At 61.3% G+C, this 20,227-nt stretch carries 13 protein-coding genes, 8 tRNA genes and 1 pseudogene; 20 read left to right on the forward strand and 2 right to left on the reverse strand.

What is annotated here, in order from left to right; all coding sequences use genetic code 11:
• Positions 1 to 61: 61 nt before the first annotated feature.
• The 11 genes from E5E96_RS01270 to E5E96_RS01320 all read left to right on the forward strand — a co-directional run bounded on the left by E5E96_RS01270 (position 62) and on the right by E5E96_RS01320 (position 5,098).
• Positions 62 to 2,053, forward strand: a complete 1,992-nt coding sequence (locus tag E5E96_RS01270) for a bifunctional UDP-sugar hydrolase/5'-nucleotidase (RefSeq protein ID WP_171281391.1) — start codon at positions 62 to 64, stop codon at positions 2,051 to 2,053.
• Between the two features lie 197 nt (positions 2,054 to 2,250).
• The gene (gene pth, locus E5E96_RS01275; protein ID WP_039215651.1) at positions 2,251 to 2,847 is read left to right on the forward strand and encodes an aminoacyl-tRNA hydrolase; all 597 of its coding nucleotides are present in this window, start codon (positions 2,251 to 2,253) and stop codon (positions 2,845 to 2,847) included.
• A 92-nt stretch (positions 2,848 to 2,939) separates the two neighbouring features.
• Entirely contained in the window at positions 2,940 to 4,031 is a 1,092-nt protein-coding gene (gene ychF, locus E5E96_RS01280) for a redox-regulated ATPase YchF (RefSeq protein WP_016351608.1), read from the forward strand.
• A 235-nt stretch (positions 4,032 to 4,266) separates the two neighbouring features.
• A tRNA-Met gene (locus E5E96_RS01285) sits at positions 4,267 to 4,343 on the forward strand.
• Between the two features lie 8 nt (positions 4,344 to 4,351).
• Positions 4,352 to 4,426 (forward strand) — tRNA-Gln (locus E5E96_RS01290).
• A gap of 41 nt (positions 4,427 to 4,467) precedes the next feature.
• Positions 4,468 to 4,542 (forward strand) — tRNA-Gln (locus E5E96_RS01295).
• A 41-nt stretch (positions 4,543 to 4,583) separates the two neighbouring features.
• Positions 4,584 to 4,658 (forward strand) — tRNA-Gln (locus E5E96_RS01300).
• Between the two features lie 38 nt (positions 4,659 to 4,696).
• Positions 4,697 to 4,773, forward strand: a tRNA-Met gene (locus E5E96_RS01305).
• A gap of 45 nt (positions 4,774 to 4,818) precedes the next feature.
• Positions 4,819 to 4,893 (forward strand) — tRNA-Gln (locus E5E96_RS01310).
• Positions 4,894 to 4,929: 36 nt separating this feature from the next.
• Positions 4,930 to 5,006, forward strand: a tRNA-Met gene (locus E5E96_RS01315).
• 8 nt (positions 5,007 to 5,014) lie between these two features.
• A tRNA-Leu gene (locus tag E5E96_RS01320) sits at positions 5,015 to 5,098 on the forward strand.
• A 242-nt stretch (positions 5,099 to 5,340) separates the two neighbouring features.
• Here the strand turns inward: E5E96_RS01320 and E5E96_RS01325 are convergent.
• Positions 5,341 to 7,173, reverse strand: coding sequence for an SLC13 family permease (locus E5E96_RS01325; RefSeq protein WP_011706943.1), 1,833 nt, complete (start codon positions 7,171 to 7,173; stop codon positions 5,341 to 5,343).
• Between the two features lie 262 nt (positions 7,174 to 7,435).
• Between E5E96_RS01325 and pnuC the strand changes: the two genes are divergently transcribed.
• The 6 genes from pnuC to E5E96_RS01355 all read left to right on the forward strand — a co-directional run bounded on the left by pnuC (position 7,436) and on the right by E5E96_RS01355 (position 13,805).
• On the forward strand, positions 7,436 to 8,158 hold the full coding sequence (pnuC, locus tag E5E96_RS01330) for a nicotinamide riboside transporter PnuC (RefSeq protein WP_024945930.1): 723 nt from the start codon (positions 7,436 to 7,438) through the stop codon (positions 8,156 to 8,158).
• The gene (locus E5E96_RS01335) at positions 8,155 to 8,880 is read left to right on the forward strand and encodes a nucleoside phosphorylase (protein ID WP_060389994.1); all 726 of its coding nucleotides are present in this window, start codon (positions 8,155 to 8,157) and stop codon (positions 8,878 to 8,880) included. The genes pnuC and E5E96_RS01335 overlap by 4 nt, the downstream gene beginning before the upstream one ends.
• Before the next feature lie 127 nt (positions 8,881 to 9,007).
• Positions 9,008 to 9,679 (forward strand): Crp/Fnr family transcriptional regulator, encoded by a 672-nt coding sequence (locus E5E96_RS01340; RefSeq protein ID WP_060389993.1) that lies wholly within the window; start codon positions 9,008 to 9,010, stop codon positions 9,677 to 9,679.
• A gap of 43 nt (positions 9,680 to 9,722) precedes the next feature.
• A complete protein-coding gene (yqfB, locus tag E5E96_RS01345) occupies positions 9,723 to 10,043 on the forward strand; it encodes a N(4)-acetylcytidine aminohydrolase (protein WP_171281392.1) in 321 nt (106 codons plus the stop codon).
• A gap of 237 nt (positions 10,044 to 10,280) precedes the next feature.
• Positions 10,281 to 11,030: a DUF1266 domain-containing protein gene (locus E5E96_RS01350; protein WP_171281393.1), complete on the forward strand. Its 750-nt coding sequence runs from the start codon at positions 10,281 to 10,283 to the stop codon at positions 11,028 to 11,030.
• A 3-nt stretch (positions 11,031 to 11,033) separates the two neighbouring features.
• Complete coding sequence (locus tag E5E96_RS01355; RefSeq protein WP_171281394.1) at positions 11,034 to 13,805, forward strand: J domain-containing protein; 2,772 nt, start codon at positions 11,034 to 11,036, stop codon at positions 13,803 to 13,805.
• A gap of 4 nt (positions 13,806 to 13,809) precedes the next feature.
• Here E5E96_RS01355 and E5E96_RS01360 read toward each other — a convergent pair.
• Positions 13,810 to 15,482: pseudogene (locus tag E5E96_RS01360) on the reverse strand (Hsp70 family protein).
• Between the two features lie 188 nt (positions 15,483 to 15,670).
• Here E5E96_RS01360 and E5E96_RS01365 point away from each other — a divergent pair.
• The 3 genes from E5E96_RS01365 to E5E96_RS01375 all read left to right on the forward strand — a co-directional run bounded on the left by E5E96_RS01365 (position 15,671) and on the right by E5E96_RS01375 (position 20,114).
• Entirely contained in the window at positions 15,671 to 16,072 is a 402-nt protein-coding gene (locus tag E5E96_RS01365; protein WP_171281395.1) for a DUF1622 domain-containing protein, read from the forward strand.
• 199 nt (positions 16,073 to 16,271) lie between these two features.
• Positions 16,272 to 17,912: an alpha-glucosidase gene (locus tag E5E96_RS01370; protein ID WP_171281396.1), complete on the forward strand. Its 1,641-nt coding sequence runs from the start codon at positions 16,272 to 16,274 to the stop codon at positions 17,910 to 17,912.
• 411 nt (positions 17,913 to 18,323) lie between these two features.
• Positions 18,324 to 20,114: a hypothetical protein gene (locus tag E5E96_RS01375; protein ID WP_171281397.1), complete on the forward strand. Its 1,791-nt coding sequence runs from the start codon at positions 18,324 to 18,326 to the stop codon at positions 20,112 to 20,114.
• Positions 20,115 to 20,227: the final 113 nt, after the last annotated feature.

Genomic DNA, 20,227 nt, shown 5'->3' on the forward strand with positions numbered 1-20,227 from the left:
TCTTTTTAGTCCCAGTTACACCCGGTACTGCCCTGCCCCGTCGCAGGTTAAGGATTGTTCCATGAATCGCTTGCGCCCGCTGCTGCTCCTTGCCTTCTGCAGCTTCCTGTTCGCCTGTCAGCCCGGCAATGAAGGCCAGCCCTTCGTGCTGACCCTGGCTCACATGAACGACACTCACTCCCAGTTTGACCCGGTCAACGCCGAGCTGAAGGGGCCCATCTTTGGCAAGCAGGGGGAGACCGACACCCTCTACACCCGCTTCGGCGGCTATCCGCGCCTGCTCACCATGGCGAAATCCTTCCAGGCCGATGCACTGGCCAAGAACCAGCCGATCCTGCTGCTGCATGGCGGCGATGCCTGGCAGGGCAGCGGCTACTTCAAGCTCAACGAGGGGATGGCCAACGCCGAGCTGCTGAGCCAGTTCGGCCTCGACGCCATGGCCCTTGGCAACCACGAATTCGATCTCGACAACCAGAAGCTTGCCCGCTTCATCCAGGGGGTCAACTTCCCGGTGCTGGCCGCCAACCTGGATACCCGCGACGATCCGGATCTGCGCCACGCAGCCAATCTCAAGCCGTTCGTCATCTACGCCTTCGACGGCAACCAGAAGAGCCCGGTCAGCGATCTCAACAACCTGCCCCAGGGCAAACAGCTGGTCGCCGTGATGGGGCTGGTGCTGGAGGACATGGCCAACATCTCCCCCAACGTCGGCAAGCTGCGCTTTGGCAACGAAATCACCTCCGCCCAGGCGACGGTGGACCTGCTGCGCCAGCACGGCATTAACCAGATCGTGGCGCTCACCCACATCGGCAACCAGCGGGATCTGGCGCTGGCGGCCAAGGTGAACGGCATCGACGCCATCGTCGGCGGCCACTCCCACAGCCTGCTCGGCGATTTTCGCAACATCGGCTGGGGCAACACCGGCGAGTACGCGGCGCTTGTCACCAACCCGGACGGGGTCGGCATGACCTGCGTGGTACAGGCCGGCTCCTATGCCCAGGCCATCGGACTGGCCCAGGTGAGCTTCGATGCCCAGGGCCGGGTCATCGCCTGCAAGGGCCAGAACCAGCTGCTGGCCAGTCGCGATTTCTTCGCCGATCCCGCTCGCAAGCAGGCACTGGACGAAGCCCGCAGCAAGCAGGCAGCCAAGTTCATCGACGCCCAGCCCAACCTGGTGACAGTGGATGAGGATCCCCGCCTGCGCGGCATCATCGACAGCCACTACAAGCCCGCCCTCGAGCAGGCCTTCGGCCCCGTCATCGCCACCCTGCCGACCGCCCTGCAAAATGCCCGTCGCCCCGGCGACAACGGCAGCGACAGCCACGGCTCCGACGTCGCCCCGCTGGTGGCCGAGGGTCAGTACTACTGGGCCAATACCCCGACGGTGCAGGCGCTGACCGGCGGCCCGGTCCACTTCGCCCTGCTGGCGGTGGGCGGCGTGCGCGCCGATCTGCCGGCCGGCGAGCTGCGCGAAGGGGATGCGGCGCTCACCCTGCTGCCGTTCAAGAACCAGCTCTCGGTGCTCACCCTGACCGGCGCCGACGTGCGCGCCCTCTTGACCGAGACCATCACCGCCACCCTGCCCGCCAGCGCCCACGCCGGCAAGTTCCCCTACGGTGGTCACCTGCGCTACACCTTCACCGAGACCACGCCGGGCAAGCGCGGCACGCTGACCCAGCTACAGTGGCAGGACGCTGACGGCCAGTGGCAGGATCTGGTGGATGCGACGCGCTACCGGGTGGTGATGAATGCCTACAGCGCCAACGGCAACGACGGCTGGCAGGCGCTGGCCCGCGCCCAGGCTCAGCATGCCGAGCGCCAGGATCTCGCCTGGCAGGATGGCAAATTGACGGCGTTCCCGGTCGAGCGGGTGGAGCAGAGCGGCGATCAGCTCAGCGCCCGCTACACCGCCGGCCATCAGCTTGACTGCAAGGCTAGCGGCATGGATTGCGGCACCGACGCCGCCTCCTTCGTGCAGTATGTGCGCGAGCAGCGCCCGACCCTGACGGCGCTAGCGGAAGAGACCGTCACCCTGGTGCGGGCCGCCCAGTAAGCCGGCTCTGCCACCGGCAAGCCACTCCACGGGCCCCACGCTGGGGCCCGTTTTGCTGCCGTTGGCCGCCGGGTCTCCCGCTTTTCCCCGGTGCTGGCCGAGCTTTGGTTGAGTGATCGCCAGTCGGCGGCTAGAATATTGCGTCCCATTGCCCTGGGCAGTCGGCCCATTGCAAGCAGCGAGTGAAGAAATCAAGCGTGACAAGCCAAATCAAACTGATCGTGGGTCTGGGCAATCCCGGCCCGGAATATGCCAAGACCCGCCACAACGCCGGGGCCTGGTATGTGGAGCAACTGGCACGCTGGCACAACGTCAGCCTGCGCGAAGAGCCCAAGTTCTTCGGCCACACCGCCCGCATCCAGGTGGATGGCCAGGATGTGCGCCTGCTCATCCCGAGCACCTACATGAACCTCTCCGGCAAGGCGGTGGCCGCGCTGGCCCGCTTCTACCAGATCGAACCGGAAGCCATGCTGGTGGCCCACGATGAGCTGGACCTGCCCCCCGGCATCGCCAAATTCAAGCAGGGCGGCGGCCACGGTGGCCACAACGGCCTCAAGGACATCATTGCCAGGATGGGCAACAACAATAATTTCTTCCGGCTGCGGCTGGGGATAGGTCACCCGGGCGCCAAGGAGCTGGTCGCCGGTTTCGTGCTGACCAAGGCCCCCAGCAGCGAACAGAGCCTGATCGACGCCGCACTGGACGAGTCCCTGCGCGCCACCGACATTCTGTTCAAGCAGGACATGACCAAGGCCATGAATCGTTTACACAGCTTCAAGGCCGAGAAAGTCTGAATACAGATGCCTGACCAGGGTCAGGCTCGCACAATATGACAGGGCTGCCCGCGCGGCCCTCACACAGCATCCATCAAGTAAGGTAACAATCCATGGGTTTTAAATGCGGTATCGTGGGCCTGCCCAATGTAGGCAAATCCACCCTGTTCAACGCGCTGACCAAGGCCGGCATCGAAGCCGCCAACTTCCCGTTCTGTACCATCGAGCCGAACACCGGCGTGGTACCGATGCCGGATCCCCGCCTCGATCAGCTGGCGGCCATCATCAATCCGCAGCGCGTTGTGCCGACCACCATGGAATTCGTGGACATCGCCGGCCTGGTGGCCGGTGCCTCCAAGGGTGAAGGTCTGGGCAACCAGTTCCTGGCCAACATCCGTGAAACCGAGGCTATCGGTCACGTGGTGCGCTGCTTTGATGACGAGAACATCGTCCACGTCGCCGGCAAGGTCTCCCCGGCCGACGACATCGAGGTGATCAACACCGAGCTGGCCCTCTCCGACCTGGATGCCTGCGAGCGTGCCATCAACCGCCAGTCCAAGCGCGCCAAGGGCGGCGACAAGGATGCCAAGCTGGAAGTGGAAGTGCTGGAGAAGATCAAGGTGGCGCTGGAAAACGGCCAGATGATCCGCGGCATGAAGCTGGACAAGGATGAGCTGGCCGCCGTCAGCCACCTCAACTTCTTGACCCTGAAACCCACCATGTACATCGCCAACGTGGCGGAAGATGGCTTCGAGAACAACCCCTACCTCGACAAGGTGCGCGAAATCGCCGCCGCCGAGAACGCGGTTGTGGTGGTCGTCTGCTGCGCCATCGAGGCTGACATCGCCGAGCTGGACGATGCCGACCGCGCCGAGTTCATGGCTGACCTTGGCATCGAAGAGCCGGGCCTGAACCGGGTGATCCGCTCCGGTTACGAGCTGCTCAAGCTGCAGACCTACTTCACCGCCGGCGTGAAAGAGGTCCGTGCCTGGACCATCCCGGTCGGCGCCACCGCTCCGCAGGCGGCCGGCAAGATCCACACCGACTTCGAAAAAGGCTTTATTCGTGCCCAAACCATCGCCTTCGAAGACTTTATCACCTACAAGGGTGAGCAAGGTGCCAAGGAAGCGGGCAAGATGCGCGCCGAAGGGAAAGAGTACATCGTCAAAGACGGCGATATCATGAACTTCCTGTTCAACGTCTAATCCCATGAGAGGCCAGCATTTGCTGGCCTCTTTTTTAACTGGCCAAGGCTCGTATCTGCTGGCAAATGTCGTAAAAAAAACCAGATTGTTGGGCTTTTGCACGACAGCGACCAATAACTCGCCAAACGCACCCAAATTCGGTTTTTCAAACAAAAAAAGGGTTGACGCCCCAGAGCCAGATACGCATAATTCGGCCCGCACAGTGACGAGGCAACGAGGCACTGGAAGCAAGGTTGGCTATGTAGCTCAGTTGGTTAGAGCATCGCACTCATAATGCGGGGGTCACAGGTTCGAATCCCGTCATAGCCACCATCTCTAGTTGGGGTATCGCCAAGCGGTAAGGCAGCGGGTTTTGATCTCGCCATCCCTAGGTTCGAATCCTAGTACCCCAGCCATTTTTCAAAGATGTTTGATAGAATCTGTCAGGCATCGCTGTTGGGGCATCGCCAAGCGGTAAGGCAGCGGGTTTTGATCTCGCCATACCTAGGTTCGAATCCTAGTGCCCCAGCCATTTTTAAAAGATGTTTGATAGTATCTGTCAGGCATCGCTGTTGGGGTATCGCCAAGCGGTAAGGCAGCGGGTTTTGATCTCGCCATCCCTAGGTTCGAATCCTAGTACCCCAGCCATTATTCTGTTCTCTTCCACACCGTGGTTGACAACAAACGGCTATGTAGCTCAGTTGGTTAGAGCATCGCACTCATAATGCGGGGGTCACAGGTTCGAATCCCGTCATAGCCACCATTTTTGAAAACGTTCCTTCAATCATCTGATTGCAAAGAACACTGTTGGGGCATCGCCAAGCGGTAAGGCAGCGGGTTTTGATCTCGCCATACCTAGGTTCGAATCCTAGTGCCCCAGCCATTTTTGCTTGTATTCGACGCGAGTCGTGCACAAGACGGCTATGTAGCTCAGTTGGTTAGAGCATCGCACTCATAATGCGGGGGTCACAGGTTCGAATCCCGTCATAGCCACCATTACTCCTGCGGAAGTGGCGAAATTGGTAGACGCACCAGATTTAGGTTCTGGCGCCCTAGGCGTGAGAGTTCGAGTCTCTCCTTCCGCACCATCAAAAGCAGTATCAAACAGACCAGCTCAGGCTGGTTTTTTTGTACCCGGCGTTTGCCGTTTTCCTCCCCCTCTCCATGCCGTCGCACGTCTGCAATACCGCCCATGTATCAACGGCTGCGCCTTGTGCTCTCCTCTGCGACGGCGCTGATGCTGGGCTCCCGCTTTATTCATCCCTTTTCATGTCAGAGCACTGCGGGCAATAAAAAGGCGGCCCACAGGCCGCCATGTCGTTCGCTGTCGTCAGAACGGGAAGAACCAGGGAATGGCGATGACGCTCACCACCATCACCAGCAGGGTGAAGGGCACGCCGATGCGCACGAAATCCACGAACCGGTAGTTGCCTGGGCCCAGCACCAGGGTGTTGACCGGCGAGGAAACGGGCGTCATGAAGGCCGCCGAGGCGGCGATGGCGATGGTCATGGCGAACGGATAGGGAGAGATCCCCATCTGCTGCGCCGTGCCCAGCGCAATCGGCGCCATCAGCACCGCCGTCGCGGTGTTGGAGATGAACAGCCCTATGATGGCGCACAGGGCGAACAGACTGGCCAGCATCACTCGCGGCCCCATCTCCCCTACCGCCGAGATCAGCGCGCCGACGATGAGATCCACCCCGCCGGTCTTTTGCAGCGCCAGCGCGAAGGGCAGCATGCCGACGATGAGGATCAGGGTCGGCCAGTGGATGGACTTGTAGGCGCTCTCCATGTCAATACAGCGGAATTTGCCCATCAGCAGGCAGGCGATCAGCGCCGCGATCACGTTGGGCACCGGATCGGTCACCATCAGGGCGATCATCACCCCGAGGCAGATGAGGGCGTGAATGGCCTGGCTGCGGGCTGGCGCCATCTCGTCCACCTCGGCCGGCAGCCCCAGCAGCAGGAAGTCGCGGCTGTGGGTCTGCAGCAGGCGGATCAGGCTCCAGTTGCCCACCACCAGCAGGGTATCCCCCAATTGCAGCGCCTCGTCCACCAGCTTGCCACCAAGCGCCTCACCGGCGCGGCGAATGCCCACCACGTTGAGGCCATAGTGGGAGCGAAACGCCACCTCACGGATGCTCTTGCCGAGCAGGCGGGATTCGGGGATGAGCGACACCTCCGCCATGCCCACCTCGCGCGCCTGATCGGAGAAGTATTCGCCGCGCAGGATCATGGGCTCGAGCCGCGCCTCGCTGCAGAACTCGCGCACGTCCACCTCGGGGTCGGACATGTCGATGAGCAGCACATCCTTGGCCTGGAACTCGGTCACCCCGGAGACGGTCACCATCACCCGCCGGAACTTGCGCCAGCGCTCCACCCCGATGACGTTGGCACCGTAGCGGGCCCGCAGTTGCAGTTCGTCCAGAGTCTGGCCGATCAGCGGTGAATCGGGCCGGATCGCCAGCCGGCGCGCCCGGCCGGCCAGCCGGTAGTCGCGAATGAGATCGCGCATGGTGCTGCGCCCGATCTGCTTGCTCTTGCCCTCCTCCCCGTCACGCACCAGGGAAGTGCGCATCAGCAGCATGTAGAGGATCCCCATCCCCAGAATGATGACCCCCATGGGGGTGAAGCCGAAGAAGCCGAAGCCGTGGATGTTGTGGCGCATCAGCTCGCTGTTGACCACCATGTTGGGCGGCGTCGCCACCAGCGTCATCATGCCGCTGATGAGGCCGGCAAAACCGAGCGGCATCATCAGCCGGCCGGCCGGGATCCCCATCCGGTTCGCCACGCTCAGCACCACCGGAATGAAGATGGCCACCACCCCGGTGCTGCTCATCACGGCCCCGAGCAGGGCGACCGCCACCATCAGCAGCACCAGCAGGCGAGTCTCGCTGCTGCCGGCCACCTTCACCAACGCATCCCCCACCTGATAGGCGATGCCGGTGCGCACCAGCCCCTCCCCCACCACGAACAGGGCGGCAATCAGGATGACGTTGGGATCGCTGAACCCCGCCAGCGCCTCCGGCAGGGTCAGGGTGCCGCTCAGCACGAACAATATGATGATCAGCAAGGCAACCACGTCCATGCGGACCTTGTTGCTCACAAACAGATAAATGGCGCCCACCAGCATGCAGAGGACCCAGACCAACTCGGAATTCACACTTGCTCCTTTCATTCAGCTCCACCCCGGCCGGAGCGGATTCCATCAGACCACAGCTCATTTCTCCCCGATTTGTTACATATCAATAAAGGGGCAGGGCATCATCGCATATCAGGGCGCCATCGGGGGCCTAAAGTTGCCCCTGCTGTTTGTCCATTCTTTGAGGTGGCTCGGCCCGGGTCGGACAAAAGTCCTGCCAGCCTCCCCCCATCGCCCCTAGAATAGGCCCGGTTCACGCCCCCAATTTTCAAAGGAAACGAAAATGAGCATATTCGAGTGGTTCAGCATCAATCACACCCTGGTGACCATACCGCTGGGCGGTGGTTACGCCATGTCGTGGATTGAAGCCGTCGGCACCCTGTTCGGGCTGGCCTGCATCTGGTGCGCCAGCCAAGAGAAGACCATCAACTACCTGTTCGGGCTCATCAACGTCAGCCTGTTCGCCATCATCTTCTTCCAGATCCAGCTCTACGGCCTGTTGCTGCTGCAGCTTTTCTTCTTCTGCGCCAACCTCTATGGCTGGTACGCCTGGACCCGGCCGGCCAACGCCCAGGGGGATACCCTGCAGATCCGCTGGCTCAGCAAGTCCAAGCTCATCGCCACCGCCGCCGTGAGCGTGCTGGCCATCGCCCTGCTGACCCTCTACATCGACCCGGTGTTCGCCACCCTGGCCCGCACCTCGGTCGCCCTGCTCAACCTGTTTGGCGCCAATCTAGCTACCCCTGAGCCCTCCCCCGATGCCTTCCCCTTCTGGGATGCCAGCATGACGGTGCTCTCCGTGGTGGCCCAGATCCTGATGACTCGCAAGTACGTGGAGAACTGGATCCTCTGGGTGGTCATCAACATCATCAGCATCGGCGTCTATGCCGCTCAGGGGGTCTATGCCATGTCCCTTGAGTACCTGATCCTGCTGTTCATTGCCGCCAACGGCACTCGCCTGTGGATGGTCAGCGCCAAGCGCCCGCAACAGGAAGCGATCGCATGAGCCTGCTGCCCCATCTGCAATGCCGCCCGGACCAGATCGCCGAACGGGTGGTGCTGTGCGGTGACCCGGCCCGGGTCGACCGCATCGCCGGCCAGCTCGATGAGTGTGACGTGCTGGGCCAGCACCGGGAGTTTCGCCTGATCAACGGCCACTACCGGGGGCTGCCCGTCACGGTGTGCAGCACCGGCATTGGCGGCGCCTCCGCCGTCATCGCGCTGGAGGAGCTGGTGCAGGCGGGCGCCCGCGCGCTCATCCGGGTCGGCTCTGCCGGCGCCCTGCAGCATGAGATCGCGCTGGGGGATCTCATCGTGGTGGAGGGAGCGGTGCGCAGCGAAGGCGCCTCGCAGGCCTACCTGCCCCCCGAGTACCCCGCCTGCGCCGACATCCGCCTGCAGGCCGCCCTGCTCGCCCATCTCGGCGCCAGCAGCCAGCCTCACTGGCACGGTCTGGTGCGCTCCCACGACAGCTTCTACCGGGATGACGAGCAGGACGTCTGCCGCTATTGGCACGCCCGTGGCGTGCTCGGGGCGGACATGGAGACCGCCTCCCTGCTCGCCGTGGGGCGCCTGCGCAAGGTGCGGGTGGCCGCCGTGCTTTGCAACGTGGTGGCCTTCGAGCAGGACGTGCAAGCGGGAGTGAGCGACTACGCAGCCAGCGAAGCCGCCATGATGAGCGGCGAGCGGCTGGCCATCGCTGCAGCCCTCCACGCTCTGACGCAATAGACAGGGTCTGCCGGGGCCGCAGCGGCCCCGGCAAAACGTTAAGCCCGGCACATTCAGAGGCGCCGGGGCTGGCATCCCGCCTGCGCTCTTGCTAGCCTCATGGCCCTCATCAAGCCGGGCCTTCACCATGCAGCAACAACCCTATCCGCTCGGTCGCTTTCACGCCGAGCTTGCCGCACTCGAACCGCGCTTTGCCGCGGCGCTGGCAGACTGCACCCTGTTTTCGCGCCGCTACCTGCCCGGTGAACCCATCATGCGCCAAGGTGAGTTGTGCGAGCAGCTCTATCTGGTGGCACAGGGCCGGATTTCCCTCAACAGCGCGGTGCACTCAGGGCGGTTGTTTCAACTCGGCGAAATCGAGTGCCATAGCCAGATCTTCGGCGAGATGGAGTTCTTCAGCGCCACCCCGGTGCAGTGGAGCGTGGTGGCCGAGACCGAGCTGGACGCCGCCGTCATCTGCGCCGACCAGCTGGCCAAACGGCTGCTGGCCGAGCCCGAGCTGACCCTCTTCTTCGCTGCGGCGCTCGCCAGCGACTATCTGGATACCCTGGACATCACCACCAGCCGGCTTCTCCACCCCATCGCCTACAACATCGCCTTCGAGCTGTGGCGCGAGCGCCAGCGCACCCCCATGCTCGGCTCGCGCAAGCGGGCCCACGAGGCGGCGCGCTTCGGTACCACCGAGCGGGTCTATCGGCGCGCCCTCAAGGAGCTGATCGAACAGGGCATAGTCGCCGATGGCAGCGACGGCCCGGTCATCGCCGATCTGGCCAGGCTGCGCGCCTATCTCGACCTTTGATTTCCATTCATCTCATTTCGATTCACCCTGTCAGGAGAGTGCCATGTCTACCTATCCCGAGTTCACCTTCTTCAGCCGCTTCGTCGCCGACATCCAGGCCGGCCGCAAGACCATCACCATCCGTGACGAGAGCGAGGCCAACTGGCAGCCCGGCCAGCGGCTGGCCCTGTTCACCAACCCGGAGCACCAGCCCTTTGGCACCATAGAGGTGCTCTCGGTCAAGGCAGTCGCTTTCGATGAGCTCAATGACGAACACGCCCGCCAGGAGAACATGACCCTCCCCGAGCTCAAACAGGTGATCCGCGACATCTACCCCACGCTGCCGCCGCTCTATGTCATTGAATTCAAATTCGTTGGGATATAAATACCAACTAACAGTCATGGCTCATACGTTAGTGGCAGAAATAACTGTGTCCGCGAAGATATCTAAATTCACCTATATCAATATGCCTTTATGTAACGCCCAGGAAGTAGGATTGCCGCCTTAGTGCTCACTGTGCCTACCTTGCTGACTCGTGAACTGCAAACCAGCCGCAATTGCATCCTTTCTCTTGCAACCTTATAGTCTACAGCCTGTTCCAATCGCAGCTTTTCCAAGACTATGCTAGACAATGCGGCCCTTGCCCCCCACGAGAAGTGGTGGCTGACCCTCACTTCGCCCCAAATCGCTTTTCAGAAAGAGTGGCGCGAATACCTCAAACCCACCTCGCTGCGGGAAGGTCTTGTCGATCCCTCCACTCTCGCAGAAGACTGGAATATCGAGAACCGCCTCGATCTGCACCGACAGATCCGCGAGCTGGCATATGGCGAGTGCCACGGGCACCTCATGCTGGAAGAGTACGCCTCCTTTCATTGCATGCAGCGGAGCCAGTGGCAGACACAACGCGATAATGCGTCGACCACACACAGGCGAGCCTCGCTCGATTTCGTAGCCCGCACTGCGCCTTATATTGGCGCCCACGGTATACAGGCCTGGGACTATGGTCGCGCCTCTTACCTCACCCGTGAAGGACTGCGTTATGGCTGGGTCAGCGAAGAGGAGTTTGGCTTCATCCACAATCAGCTCGCCTATCAGGCGCGGCGGCGCTACAAGTCTTGGCTGCAATACACTCAGGCATGGTATGCCGGTCGCTGTCTCTGGCGGTACAGCCACGAGGACGGCGAGCCGGAACAGGCAGCACATGAGCTGCTGTACGGCTGGATAGCCAAGCAGATGCGTTCAATGCTGGCCGATGCGCTTCAGGATCCCGAAAACCCAATCCACGGACAGAGCTGGTATGACGTACCGTTGCCGGATATCGAACAACCCCAGAGCCTCATTGACCTCTTAAATAGCGAGCCGCAGGAATAAATCATGGATATCTGGCAACGACTCGGGATCAAAGAGACCGACGATCTGGCCGCAATCAAGCGTGCCTACCACATCAAGCTACGTGACTGCCATCCGGAGGATGACCCGGAGGGATTCCGCCTGCTGCGCGAAGCCTATGAAGAAGCCAGCCGCCCACGCCCGGCTATGAAGGACTCCACCAAGCTACCGGTCGAGCTGGTACGTCCAGCCACAGCCCCTGAACTGACGAATCTGCTTGCGCTGCTGGGCGATGCCAGCCGACGATTTGTGTCCGACGAGTGGGGCAAGTGGCTGGCGTCACTGCAATCGCTCTCGCTAGTACAGCAAAGCCAGCTGTCGGACGAAGTACTACAACATATCTTCGAATGGCAATGGTTGCCCTCTCCCTTAATCGAGCGGCTATGGCAAGCACTTGACTGGGCAGCACTCCTGCGCCGCAGCGGCGATATCCAGAAAAAAGGAGAATTTCTCGATTGGTGGCGCAAGGCGCCTGTCCCGGCACCGCTGGAGTGGCTCGCCACTCTCGACCACGCTCGCCAGCGTGCAGTAATGTCCTTTTATCAACCACTGCTGCTTTCGCTGGAGGCTGGCGACCGCAACAGTGTGCTCGGGCTCATCTATCACTACGCCATACCGATCGCCGGCGATCACCCGGCTCTATTACGCCTGCAACTGCGAGCCCTACGTGCAGCCGGTGACGACGGCGATATCACCCACCGCCTCTCACTCACCCTCTCCCTGCTCGAACAAGAGCAACTAGATGAGGATGACTGGGATTTGCTCTCCGACTCAGCCCTGCGCTGTGGCAAGGAACAACTGGTGATGCAGGTAGCCAAGGCCTTGGAAGAGCGAGAACACGAAGCGTTGCTCGCCAACCACCTCATCCACTGGTACCTCAACAGCGACTATGAGCTGGCACGCTGGCTACAAGCCCTGGCCCGTTCCAGTCACTGGCCCACGACACGCAGCGCGTTTTGGGAGCCGCAGTGGCTGATGCTGCCATGGCAACAATCCAACCCAATGGAGGAGTGGTTGCATGATCAGATGCTGGACATTGGCGAGGTACCACTCACCACGCTGGCGCTTGAGTCGATGCCTGGCGTTCGCGGTGCGCTGGCACGCCTCTGGTGGAGCAGTGAATTTGGTACTTGGTCATCATTGGAAGCTGCGCTTGCCCAACCCGAACTAGCCGACGCCGAAGGCGGCTGGCAATTTGTTTCCCGTCTCTTGCAACGCCATGCTCGCCGCAAGCTGGCCGAGCGCCCCGAGTTACCACTACTGGACGCGCTGTTCGATCAATATGGCAATGATGACTGGCTGAACATCACGCCACCCACTGCTGCACAGATTGCCTGTGCATCTCCGGAGCAGTGGATCTCCTGCCTGCGCCGCTATCCGTTGATGCCGGATGAGTGGTTCAATGCAGTAGTCCAGCGCGCCAATGACGAAGGGTGGCAAGAGCAAATCATCCAAGGGCTGCATCTTGGAGCTCGTCTCTCCCACCAACGCATTCACTGCAACACACGTCTTGGCGATGCTTGGCATGGTGAGGGATGGAGCGGCTGTTTTCGCTGGGCACAATTCTATTACGCCTATGCCTGGACGCCGAGACAACACCTTGACGCAGTACGTTGCGCCATGGGCAGACTGCCGCCCAATCAGGATGACACTCCGCTTTCCACCGTCCTGCACCTCTCAGCTCAGCCCACCGTCTATCAGGCTGCCATCGTTACTGCATGTGCTCGCTGGCCAGAGCAATATGTGCTGTCGCAAGAGCTTCGCAACCAGACCGATCTGCTACGTAGATCCGAAGTGAGCGATCAGTCGCTGCTAGAGCGAGCCAAAGAGAGTGAATTACCGGCTCTCGCGGCTCTGATCGGCCGACGTCTTGATAACGATCCGGATCTCGCCAGCACCATAGTGTTGTGGAACCTGCTGCTTTGCCACAAGGAGAGCAATGACGCCTACAGCTATCTGCTCACCCCCCTGCACGAGCGGCTGATGGCTCTGCGCAGCGCGCAGGGGTTCGACTTAGACTTTTACCCTTATACCGAGGAGTCGCTGATTTATGCCTATTTGTGGCAGAGCCGCGAACACTTCCCCACGCTGGATTCACTGGAGCGCAGCACTCCAGACACCGCATCAGCCAAGTTTGTCTATCCGATCTGTTACGGGCTCGGCATGCTGGCACACGACTTCAGCGAGCAGGGGTTTCAGGCCAGACAACTAGACCCCATCTACAAGCAGCAGGCCGATCTCACCCAGCCACAACAGGAGGCAGTATCTCTGCTGTTGGTGTATCTGGAGGACAAGCTGAACGATCAGCTGGAGCACGATCGGCACCACGCGAAGCAACGCTTTCGGATGCACAGCGGAGCGCAACTGCTGTTTGTCAGCCTGCTAACCGCCATCCTGCCCTACTTCGTGTTTCCACTGGCACCGTCCGTGAGCGAGGTTCTCACTTCCGGTTCTCCATACTGGGCCGATTATTATTCGCTCGGCCAAGATATGATAGGAATGCTGTTCCTGAACCTCTATCTGATGTGGCACATCTGTCGGGCCCAGACACGTCAGCGTACCACTCGAAATTACCTGAGCTGGAGTCTGATCTGGATAGCCCTCGCGTTCTACATCAACAGCGCCTGGCTGGCCGTTCCGCTATGGCTCGGCCACCTCTATATGAGCATTCGCATAAGGCCTGGTGCGCTACGCCGGGGATGGCCAAGGGAATTCTACCAGCAGGGCAGGATGCCGCTTGGCGACATCCTCGACTAGCACACTAGTGCCACTGCTTGAGCAGGCCATTCATCTCCTCTCGAAATGAACGGATGAGCTGCGGGTCCTGGCTGGCCAGGACCCGTTCAAACTGCAGCAACCACTGTTCTACCTGCTGCCGCTCGTCACCAAGGCTCTCTTCGTAGAGCTGCGCCAGCCGCTCGCTCAAGGTCAAATTAGGCAGTGCATCGCGTGGATGATGCTTGAGGCGAGCCAACCGCTCGCGGCTCTCGCGCTTTCCCTCCTCGGTCACACCGGCCGGACTTCTGTCGATCACCTTTTGGAACTGTTCTCCGGTACCAACGAGGGTTACATCCACCTCCAACATGCCGTTGATGTCGTAACTAAAACGCACGTCCACCTGCTGAATCCCCTTCCCGGTCGGCAGTGGGATCTCGAGATCATCTATGTGCAGGTTTTCCCGCACCCAGAAGCGCTCACCCTGATAAATGCTAATGCATACCGCTTTTTGCTGCTCATGGGCGCTGTGATAGCGCTCAACTCGCGAAGCAGGCACCACTGTATTACGCTCGAGAATTGGACTGAACACACCACCCTGCTCGCCCTGAGTGACTGCAATCCCGAGGGTAAAGGGGCAAACATCGGTCATGATAAGCTCGTCTACCGCGCTGTCGCGCAGACGACAGGCAGCCTGAATGGCGGCCCCCATGGCCACTACCCGATCCGGATCCAACTCGTGACGGCCGAATCGGCCCAGCAGACGCACTGCTGTCTGCTGCACTTCGCTCTGGCGGCTCGCTCCACCGACAAAAATAAGCTCATCCACCTCCTCTGGATGCAAACGCGCATCTGAGAGTGCCTGGCTGAGCGGTTTACGCAGGCGACTGAGTGTCTCACGCCAGATGTCGGCCAAGTCGAACTCGGAGAAAGTCAGGGTGCGGTTCAACTCACCACCAAGTTCAACGACCAGACCAGTACCACTGCGATGACGCTTGGCTCGCTCACACGCCAGATAGACTTGGCCGAGCTGCGCCTGTGGCATGTCACTACGGTCGGTTCCCAACTGCTCCAGTACCGCATCAACCAGATCCTGAGTAAAATCCTCGCCACCGAGTCGATTGTCGCCGGCCGAGGCGCGCACCTCCATGATGCTGTCCTGATACTCCACCACGGTTACATCGAAGGTCCCCCCCCCAGATCAAACACCAGGAAACGGCGACTATGCTGCTCGTGCAGGCTGTAGGCCATGGCTGCAGCGGTAGGTTCATTGATCAGGCGCACCGCATCAAGCCCGGCCAGCTCGGCAGCCAGCCGCACTTGTTTACGCTGCTGATCGCCAAAGTAGGCAGGCACAGAGATAACCACCTCACGCACCGGGTGACCAAGCCATGCTTCTGCATCTGACTTCAGACTGCCAAGCACAAGCGCGCACAGCTCGGTCGGGGTGTACTTATCCTTGCCCAGCCGGTAACGCCGCTCGCTACCGAGAAAACGCTTGAAGTGGGAGGCGGTATTAGCCGGATCGCTCAGCAAGCGTGTGGCCGCCGCCTGGCCTACCAGCAGGGTATTGTCCTCACCAATGCAGACGATCGACGGAGTAAGATCTTCACCATGGGCATTGGGAATGAGGCAAGCTTTGCCATCTTGCCATACGGCGATAGCACTGTTGGTTGTGCCCAGGTCAATACCAATCGCTGAGTTCCGCGTCTGCATCATCAAATGCCTCGTTACTGTTTAACCACATGAAAGAGCAAGGATTGTGCGGTGCATACAAAAAGTGGTCAAGTGGAGCCCAACTTTGAATCATCCGCTCATCTCACCCACAGGCCGTAAGTGGCTTCAATTTGGTCTTTGCCGAGCGATGTGTTAATAGTGTCCTCTTTTGAATCAGGGAGGTGACCCGAGTGTTTGAGATAGCGAGCCTGCGAGAGGGCATGATGCACGGGGTCGAGCTGTTCCAGCTGCTGCTGGAGATCATCTCCATCGCCTGTGTGGTGATAGGGCTGGGCAAGACCCTCTGGCTGGCGGCGCGGGTGCGGGATCACGAGCCCGGCTTTCCCCATATCCGGCTCTGTTTCGGCAGCTGGCTCATTCTGGCGCTGGAGTTCCAGCTCGCCGCCGACATCCTGGCCACCACGGTGGCGCCGAGCAAGGAGGAGCTGATCCGCCTCGCCATCATCGCGGTGATCCGCACCTTCCTGAACTACTTCCTCGGCAAGGAGCTGGAAGCCCAAGCGGAACGCCAGCAAGACAAGGCAGAGCGCCAGCAGGAACAGCGCAGCGAGCAGGCCAAGGCGGTCCAGTAGCCCACTTCCTTGCACAGTATCAGCAATAAGTACCCGCCATCCCGACCACAACTATGGCTCGGGATGGCCCAGTTGTGACCCTCCCCTCACTTTTGGCAATCAGCCAACTATGGAACCCTTTTCAAACCTTCCCCCGCCCTGTCGAGGGCCCGCGCATCTGCGTAAGATAAACCATCGCTTCCCCCAACCGGCCCAGCTGATGAACCCGCGACCTCTCCACACACCCGACATCGACCTCGATAGTTGCGTTATCTACCAGATCTACCCCATGAGCTTTCAGGACAGCGATGGCGACGGCATGGGCGACATCAACGGCATTCGTCAGCGCCTCGGTTATCTGGCTACCCTGGGGGTCGACATGCTGTGGCTCACCCCTCTCTATCGCTCCCCCAAGCGGGACAACGGTTACGACGTGGCAGACTACCGTGCCATCGACCCCGCCTTCGGCACCCTGGCCGAGATGGAGCAACTGATCGCCGACGCGGCGGCTCACGGCATAGGCATCATGATGGATATCGTCGCCAACCACACCTCCACCGAGCATGAGTGGTTTGTGCAGGCGCTGGCCGGCGATCCCCGCTATCAGGACTATTACGTATTTCGGGATCAAGCCTTCGTCGATGCCCACCCGGTCACCTCGATCTTTGGCGGCAGCGGCTGGCAGTACGTGCCAGCGCTTGATCGCTACTACCTGCACAACTTCGATGCGAGTCAGGCCGATCTGGACTGGGACAACCCGGCGGTGCGGGCCGAAATGGCAGAGGTGATCAACTTCTGGCTGGGCAAGGGAATCAAGGGATTTCGCTTCGATGTGATCGACATGGTGAGCAAGGAGTGGCACCGGCTTGCCATGAGCAACGGCCCGCGCCTGCACGATTATATTCGCGAGCTCAATGCCGCGAGCTTCGGCGGCCAGGGGATCATCACGGTGGGGGAGACCTGGGGGGCCGATCTTGCCCATATGCAGAACTATTCGAACCCCGATGGCAGCGAATTCAGCATGGTGTTCAACTTCGAGCATCTGGGGCTCGGCAGTGACAAGTGGTCATCCCGCTTCGATCCCCTCGCCTTCAAACGGGCCATGGCCCGCCACCAGCAGGGACTGCACGGGCGGGGCTGGAACAGCCTGTTTTTGAACAACCACGACCTGCCCCGCGCCGTCTCCCGCTTTGGCGATGACAGCCCTAAGTGGCGTGAAACCAGCGCCAAGCTGTGGGCCATGGTGCTGCAGCTGATGCAGGGCACTCCCTTCATCTATCAGGGGGAGGAGCTGGCCATGACCAACCGCCACTGGCAGCCGGACGAACTGCGCGATGTGGAGGCGATCAACTACCGCGCCAGCCAGGCGGGACTGGCGCCTGCCGAGCTGAGTCGGCGGCTCGATGCCATCGGCCGCGACAACGCCCGCACCCCGATGCAGTGGGACGCCGGCCCCCACGCCGGATTCAGCACCACCACGCCCTGGATTGCCCTCAACGCCAACCACGTCGAGATAAACGCCGCCGAGCAGCTGGCCCACCCCGACTCGCCGTTTCACTGCTATCGCCAGCTCATCGCCCTGCGCAAGGCTCACCCTGTCGTTCGCCACGGCGGTTTCGAGCTACTGGATGGGGACGACCCGGAGCGCATCAGCTATCGCCGCCACTGGCAGGATCCGGCAAGCGCAGAGCGGCATACCCTGCTGCTGCTCGCCAACCTCACCGAGCACCCTCTGGTCATGCCACACCTTGATCAGGTGGAACCAGGTGCCACCCTGCTGATGAGCAACTACCCGGGGCAACCCGCCGCCACCTTTGCCCCCTATCAGGCGGCCGCCTGGCTGCTGCGAGCAAGGGAGTAACGGGCAGCTCTATCCCCGTGCCATCCTCCGCCATGGAGGGTGGCTCCTGCCCATTGATAATTTCCCTCCCCTGGGCGGTCGATACGCCCCGGCGATTTATTCACTTAAAAACTTCGCGTTCTCAGGCCCGCACCGCCTTGCCAGGCAATATCCAGTCACTGCTCGCTATCGACAATTGAAATAGTTCAACACCCTGTTTTTATTGGCAATAATCGCCATCAAAAACGACGTTTTTATCATCAACTGGCGATATTAAACGCTGTTTAGTCAGGGTTAAAAGTCAATTCAGATTTGCGCCCTTGTGGTTCTTCCCCGGCTCCTTATGGTTTCCATCCGAAGCGTGCGGCACGGCGCCGCACGCCGACGTTCAGGCTCGCGGGCACTCTCCCGCCATAACAACAGGAAATCATCATGCGCAAAACCGGCGTGGCACTCGCCATCTCCACCCTCTTCTGGTTCCACTCGGCCATGGCAACCCCCATCATATTCCCGGACGACCCACTGGCCGGTTCTGGAGCAGAGATGCCCGCCCTCGCTCCCACCTTCCAGCTGGCCCAGGACGATCTGGGCAACCGGATCCACCAGCTCCACCTGCCCCTCCAGACCGAACCGGAACTGGTGGCGGAGCTGGAGCAGATCGGCAGGGAGCAGGGCTTTTCGGTCAGCACCCACGCTGACATGTACACCTGGACCGAGGACAACATGTGGCTGTCGCGCGATGGTGCCCTCATCTTCCGTCCCCGGGCACCGCTGGCCGACAAGGATAGCTACCACGCCTTCGTCACCGCCCTGACCGGGCAGAGCCCGGAGGCCGAGCAGGAGGGCCATCACAGCCTCGGCAGCCAGGCCTCCCAGGGGCTCAACGAGAGCATGCTCTCCCAGGCCAACACCTTCGCCGAGGCGCAGGGGCGCGAGCTCATCCCCACCTTCTCCATCATCGATGGCGGCAACATGCTGACCGGCCAGCGAGCAGACGGCACCCCCTATGCCCTGATCGGCCGCGACGCTCTGCTGCAGACCACCCTGCACCACAGCCGGCTGGACAGTGAGCGCATCGCCACTCTGCAGGAGAAGATGGAGCGCGACGGCGAGTTTCGGCTGAAACTCAGCGAAGAGGAGTGGCTGGGCAGCCCCTATACCTTCCAGAAGGGCCATGACACCGAGGTGGACCTCATCCTGCTGGAAGCGGCCAACCTGCTGCCGCAGGGGCTGGATGAGCCGCAGCGCCACGCCTTTGCCAGAACCGCGCGTGCCAAGGCCGAGCTCGCCAAGTACGAAGTGGATGGGCCAACCCGGGAAGCCGCGGAGCAGCGGATGTTTCTGAGCCCGCAGCAAGGGGAGCGGATTGCCGAGCGCTATCGCGCCATCCATGGCCAACCGCTACCGGCCTCCTTCGATCTGCTGACCCGCCTCAAGCAGGAGTACGCCAGCCTGGTGGTGACCGCCGAGCTTCACTCCGAGTTCAATGATGAGCAGATAGCCCAGGCACTGCCGACGCTGGCGGCCGATGCCGCCACTCTGGCCCGGCTGGGCCGCATGTTGCAGGCCGGCGGCTACCAACGAACAGGGCTGGCTGACGCCGAGCAAGATCATCAGACCCGCCGCTTCCTCGCCATGATGGCCATCAGCCAGCGCCTGATGGCGCAGGAGCTCAAGGTGGCCGAGCGGGATCTGGTGATCCTAGCCCAGCCCGGCTTTCACCTCGACATGGCCATGCGCCCGCTGGCCGACGGTCGTATCTTGCTCAACGATCACGGTGCCAGTGCAGCACTGATCGAACAGGTGCTGGCCGAGGGCGGCAGCCTGAGCGAGAACGAGCGGCAAGCACTTCGCCAGAGCGTGACCGACCTGCGCCAGCAGAGCGAGCGCTGGCACAAGATCCACGCCCTCATCCGCCAGCAGTTGAGCGATGCCGGCCTGACCCCCATCGCCACCCCCGGCGTGTTCAGCGTGGGCAAGCGGCCGGTGAACTGGATGAACGGCATCATGGGCACCCGCCAGCAGCCCTTCTACATCACCAATGCCGCCAGCATCTCCCCCCTCAATCAGGCATTCGCCGCCTGGCTGCAACGCGAAGTGGCCGGGCTCACCCCCTATTTCGTGGGTCAGGCTGCCAGCAACAAACGGGAGGAGTTCAACCAGGCGGAAGCCCTGCTGCGCGGCAGCGGCGGGCTGGATTGCATCACCCTGCACCACGAGTAGGGCAACCCCCTCGCACGGGCCGGCATCACATCAGGCTGGTCCGTTCCCCGCCGCCAGGTGCAAGGGAAATAATGGTGGCAGAGAGCCGCCAAGGCGATTCAAAAGGGCTCCTT

The sequence above is a fragment of the Aeromonas sp. 1805 genome, assembly GCF_013085525.1.
Taxonomy (GTDB): Bacteria; Pseudomonadota; Gammaproteobacteria; order Enterobacterales; family Aeromonadaceae; genus Aeromonas; species Aeromonas hydrophila.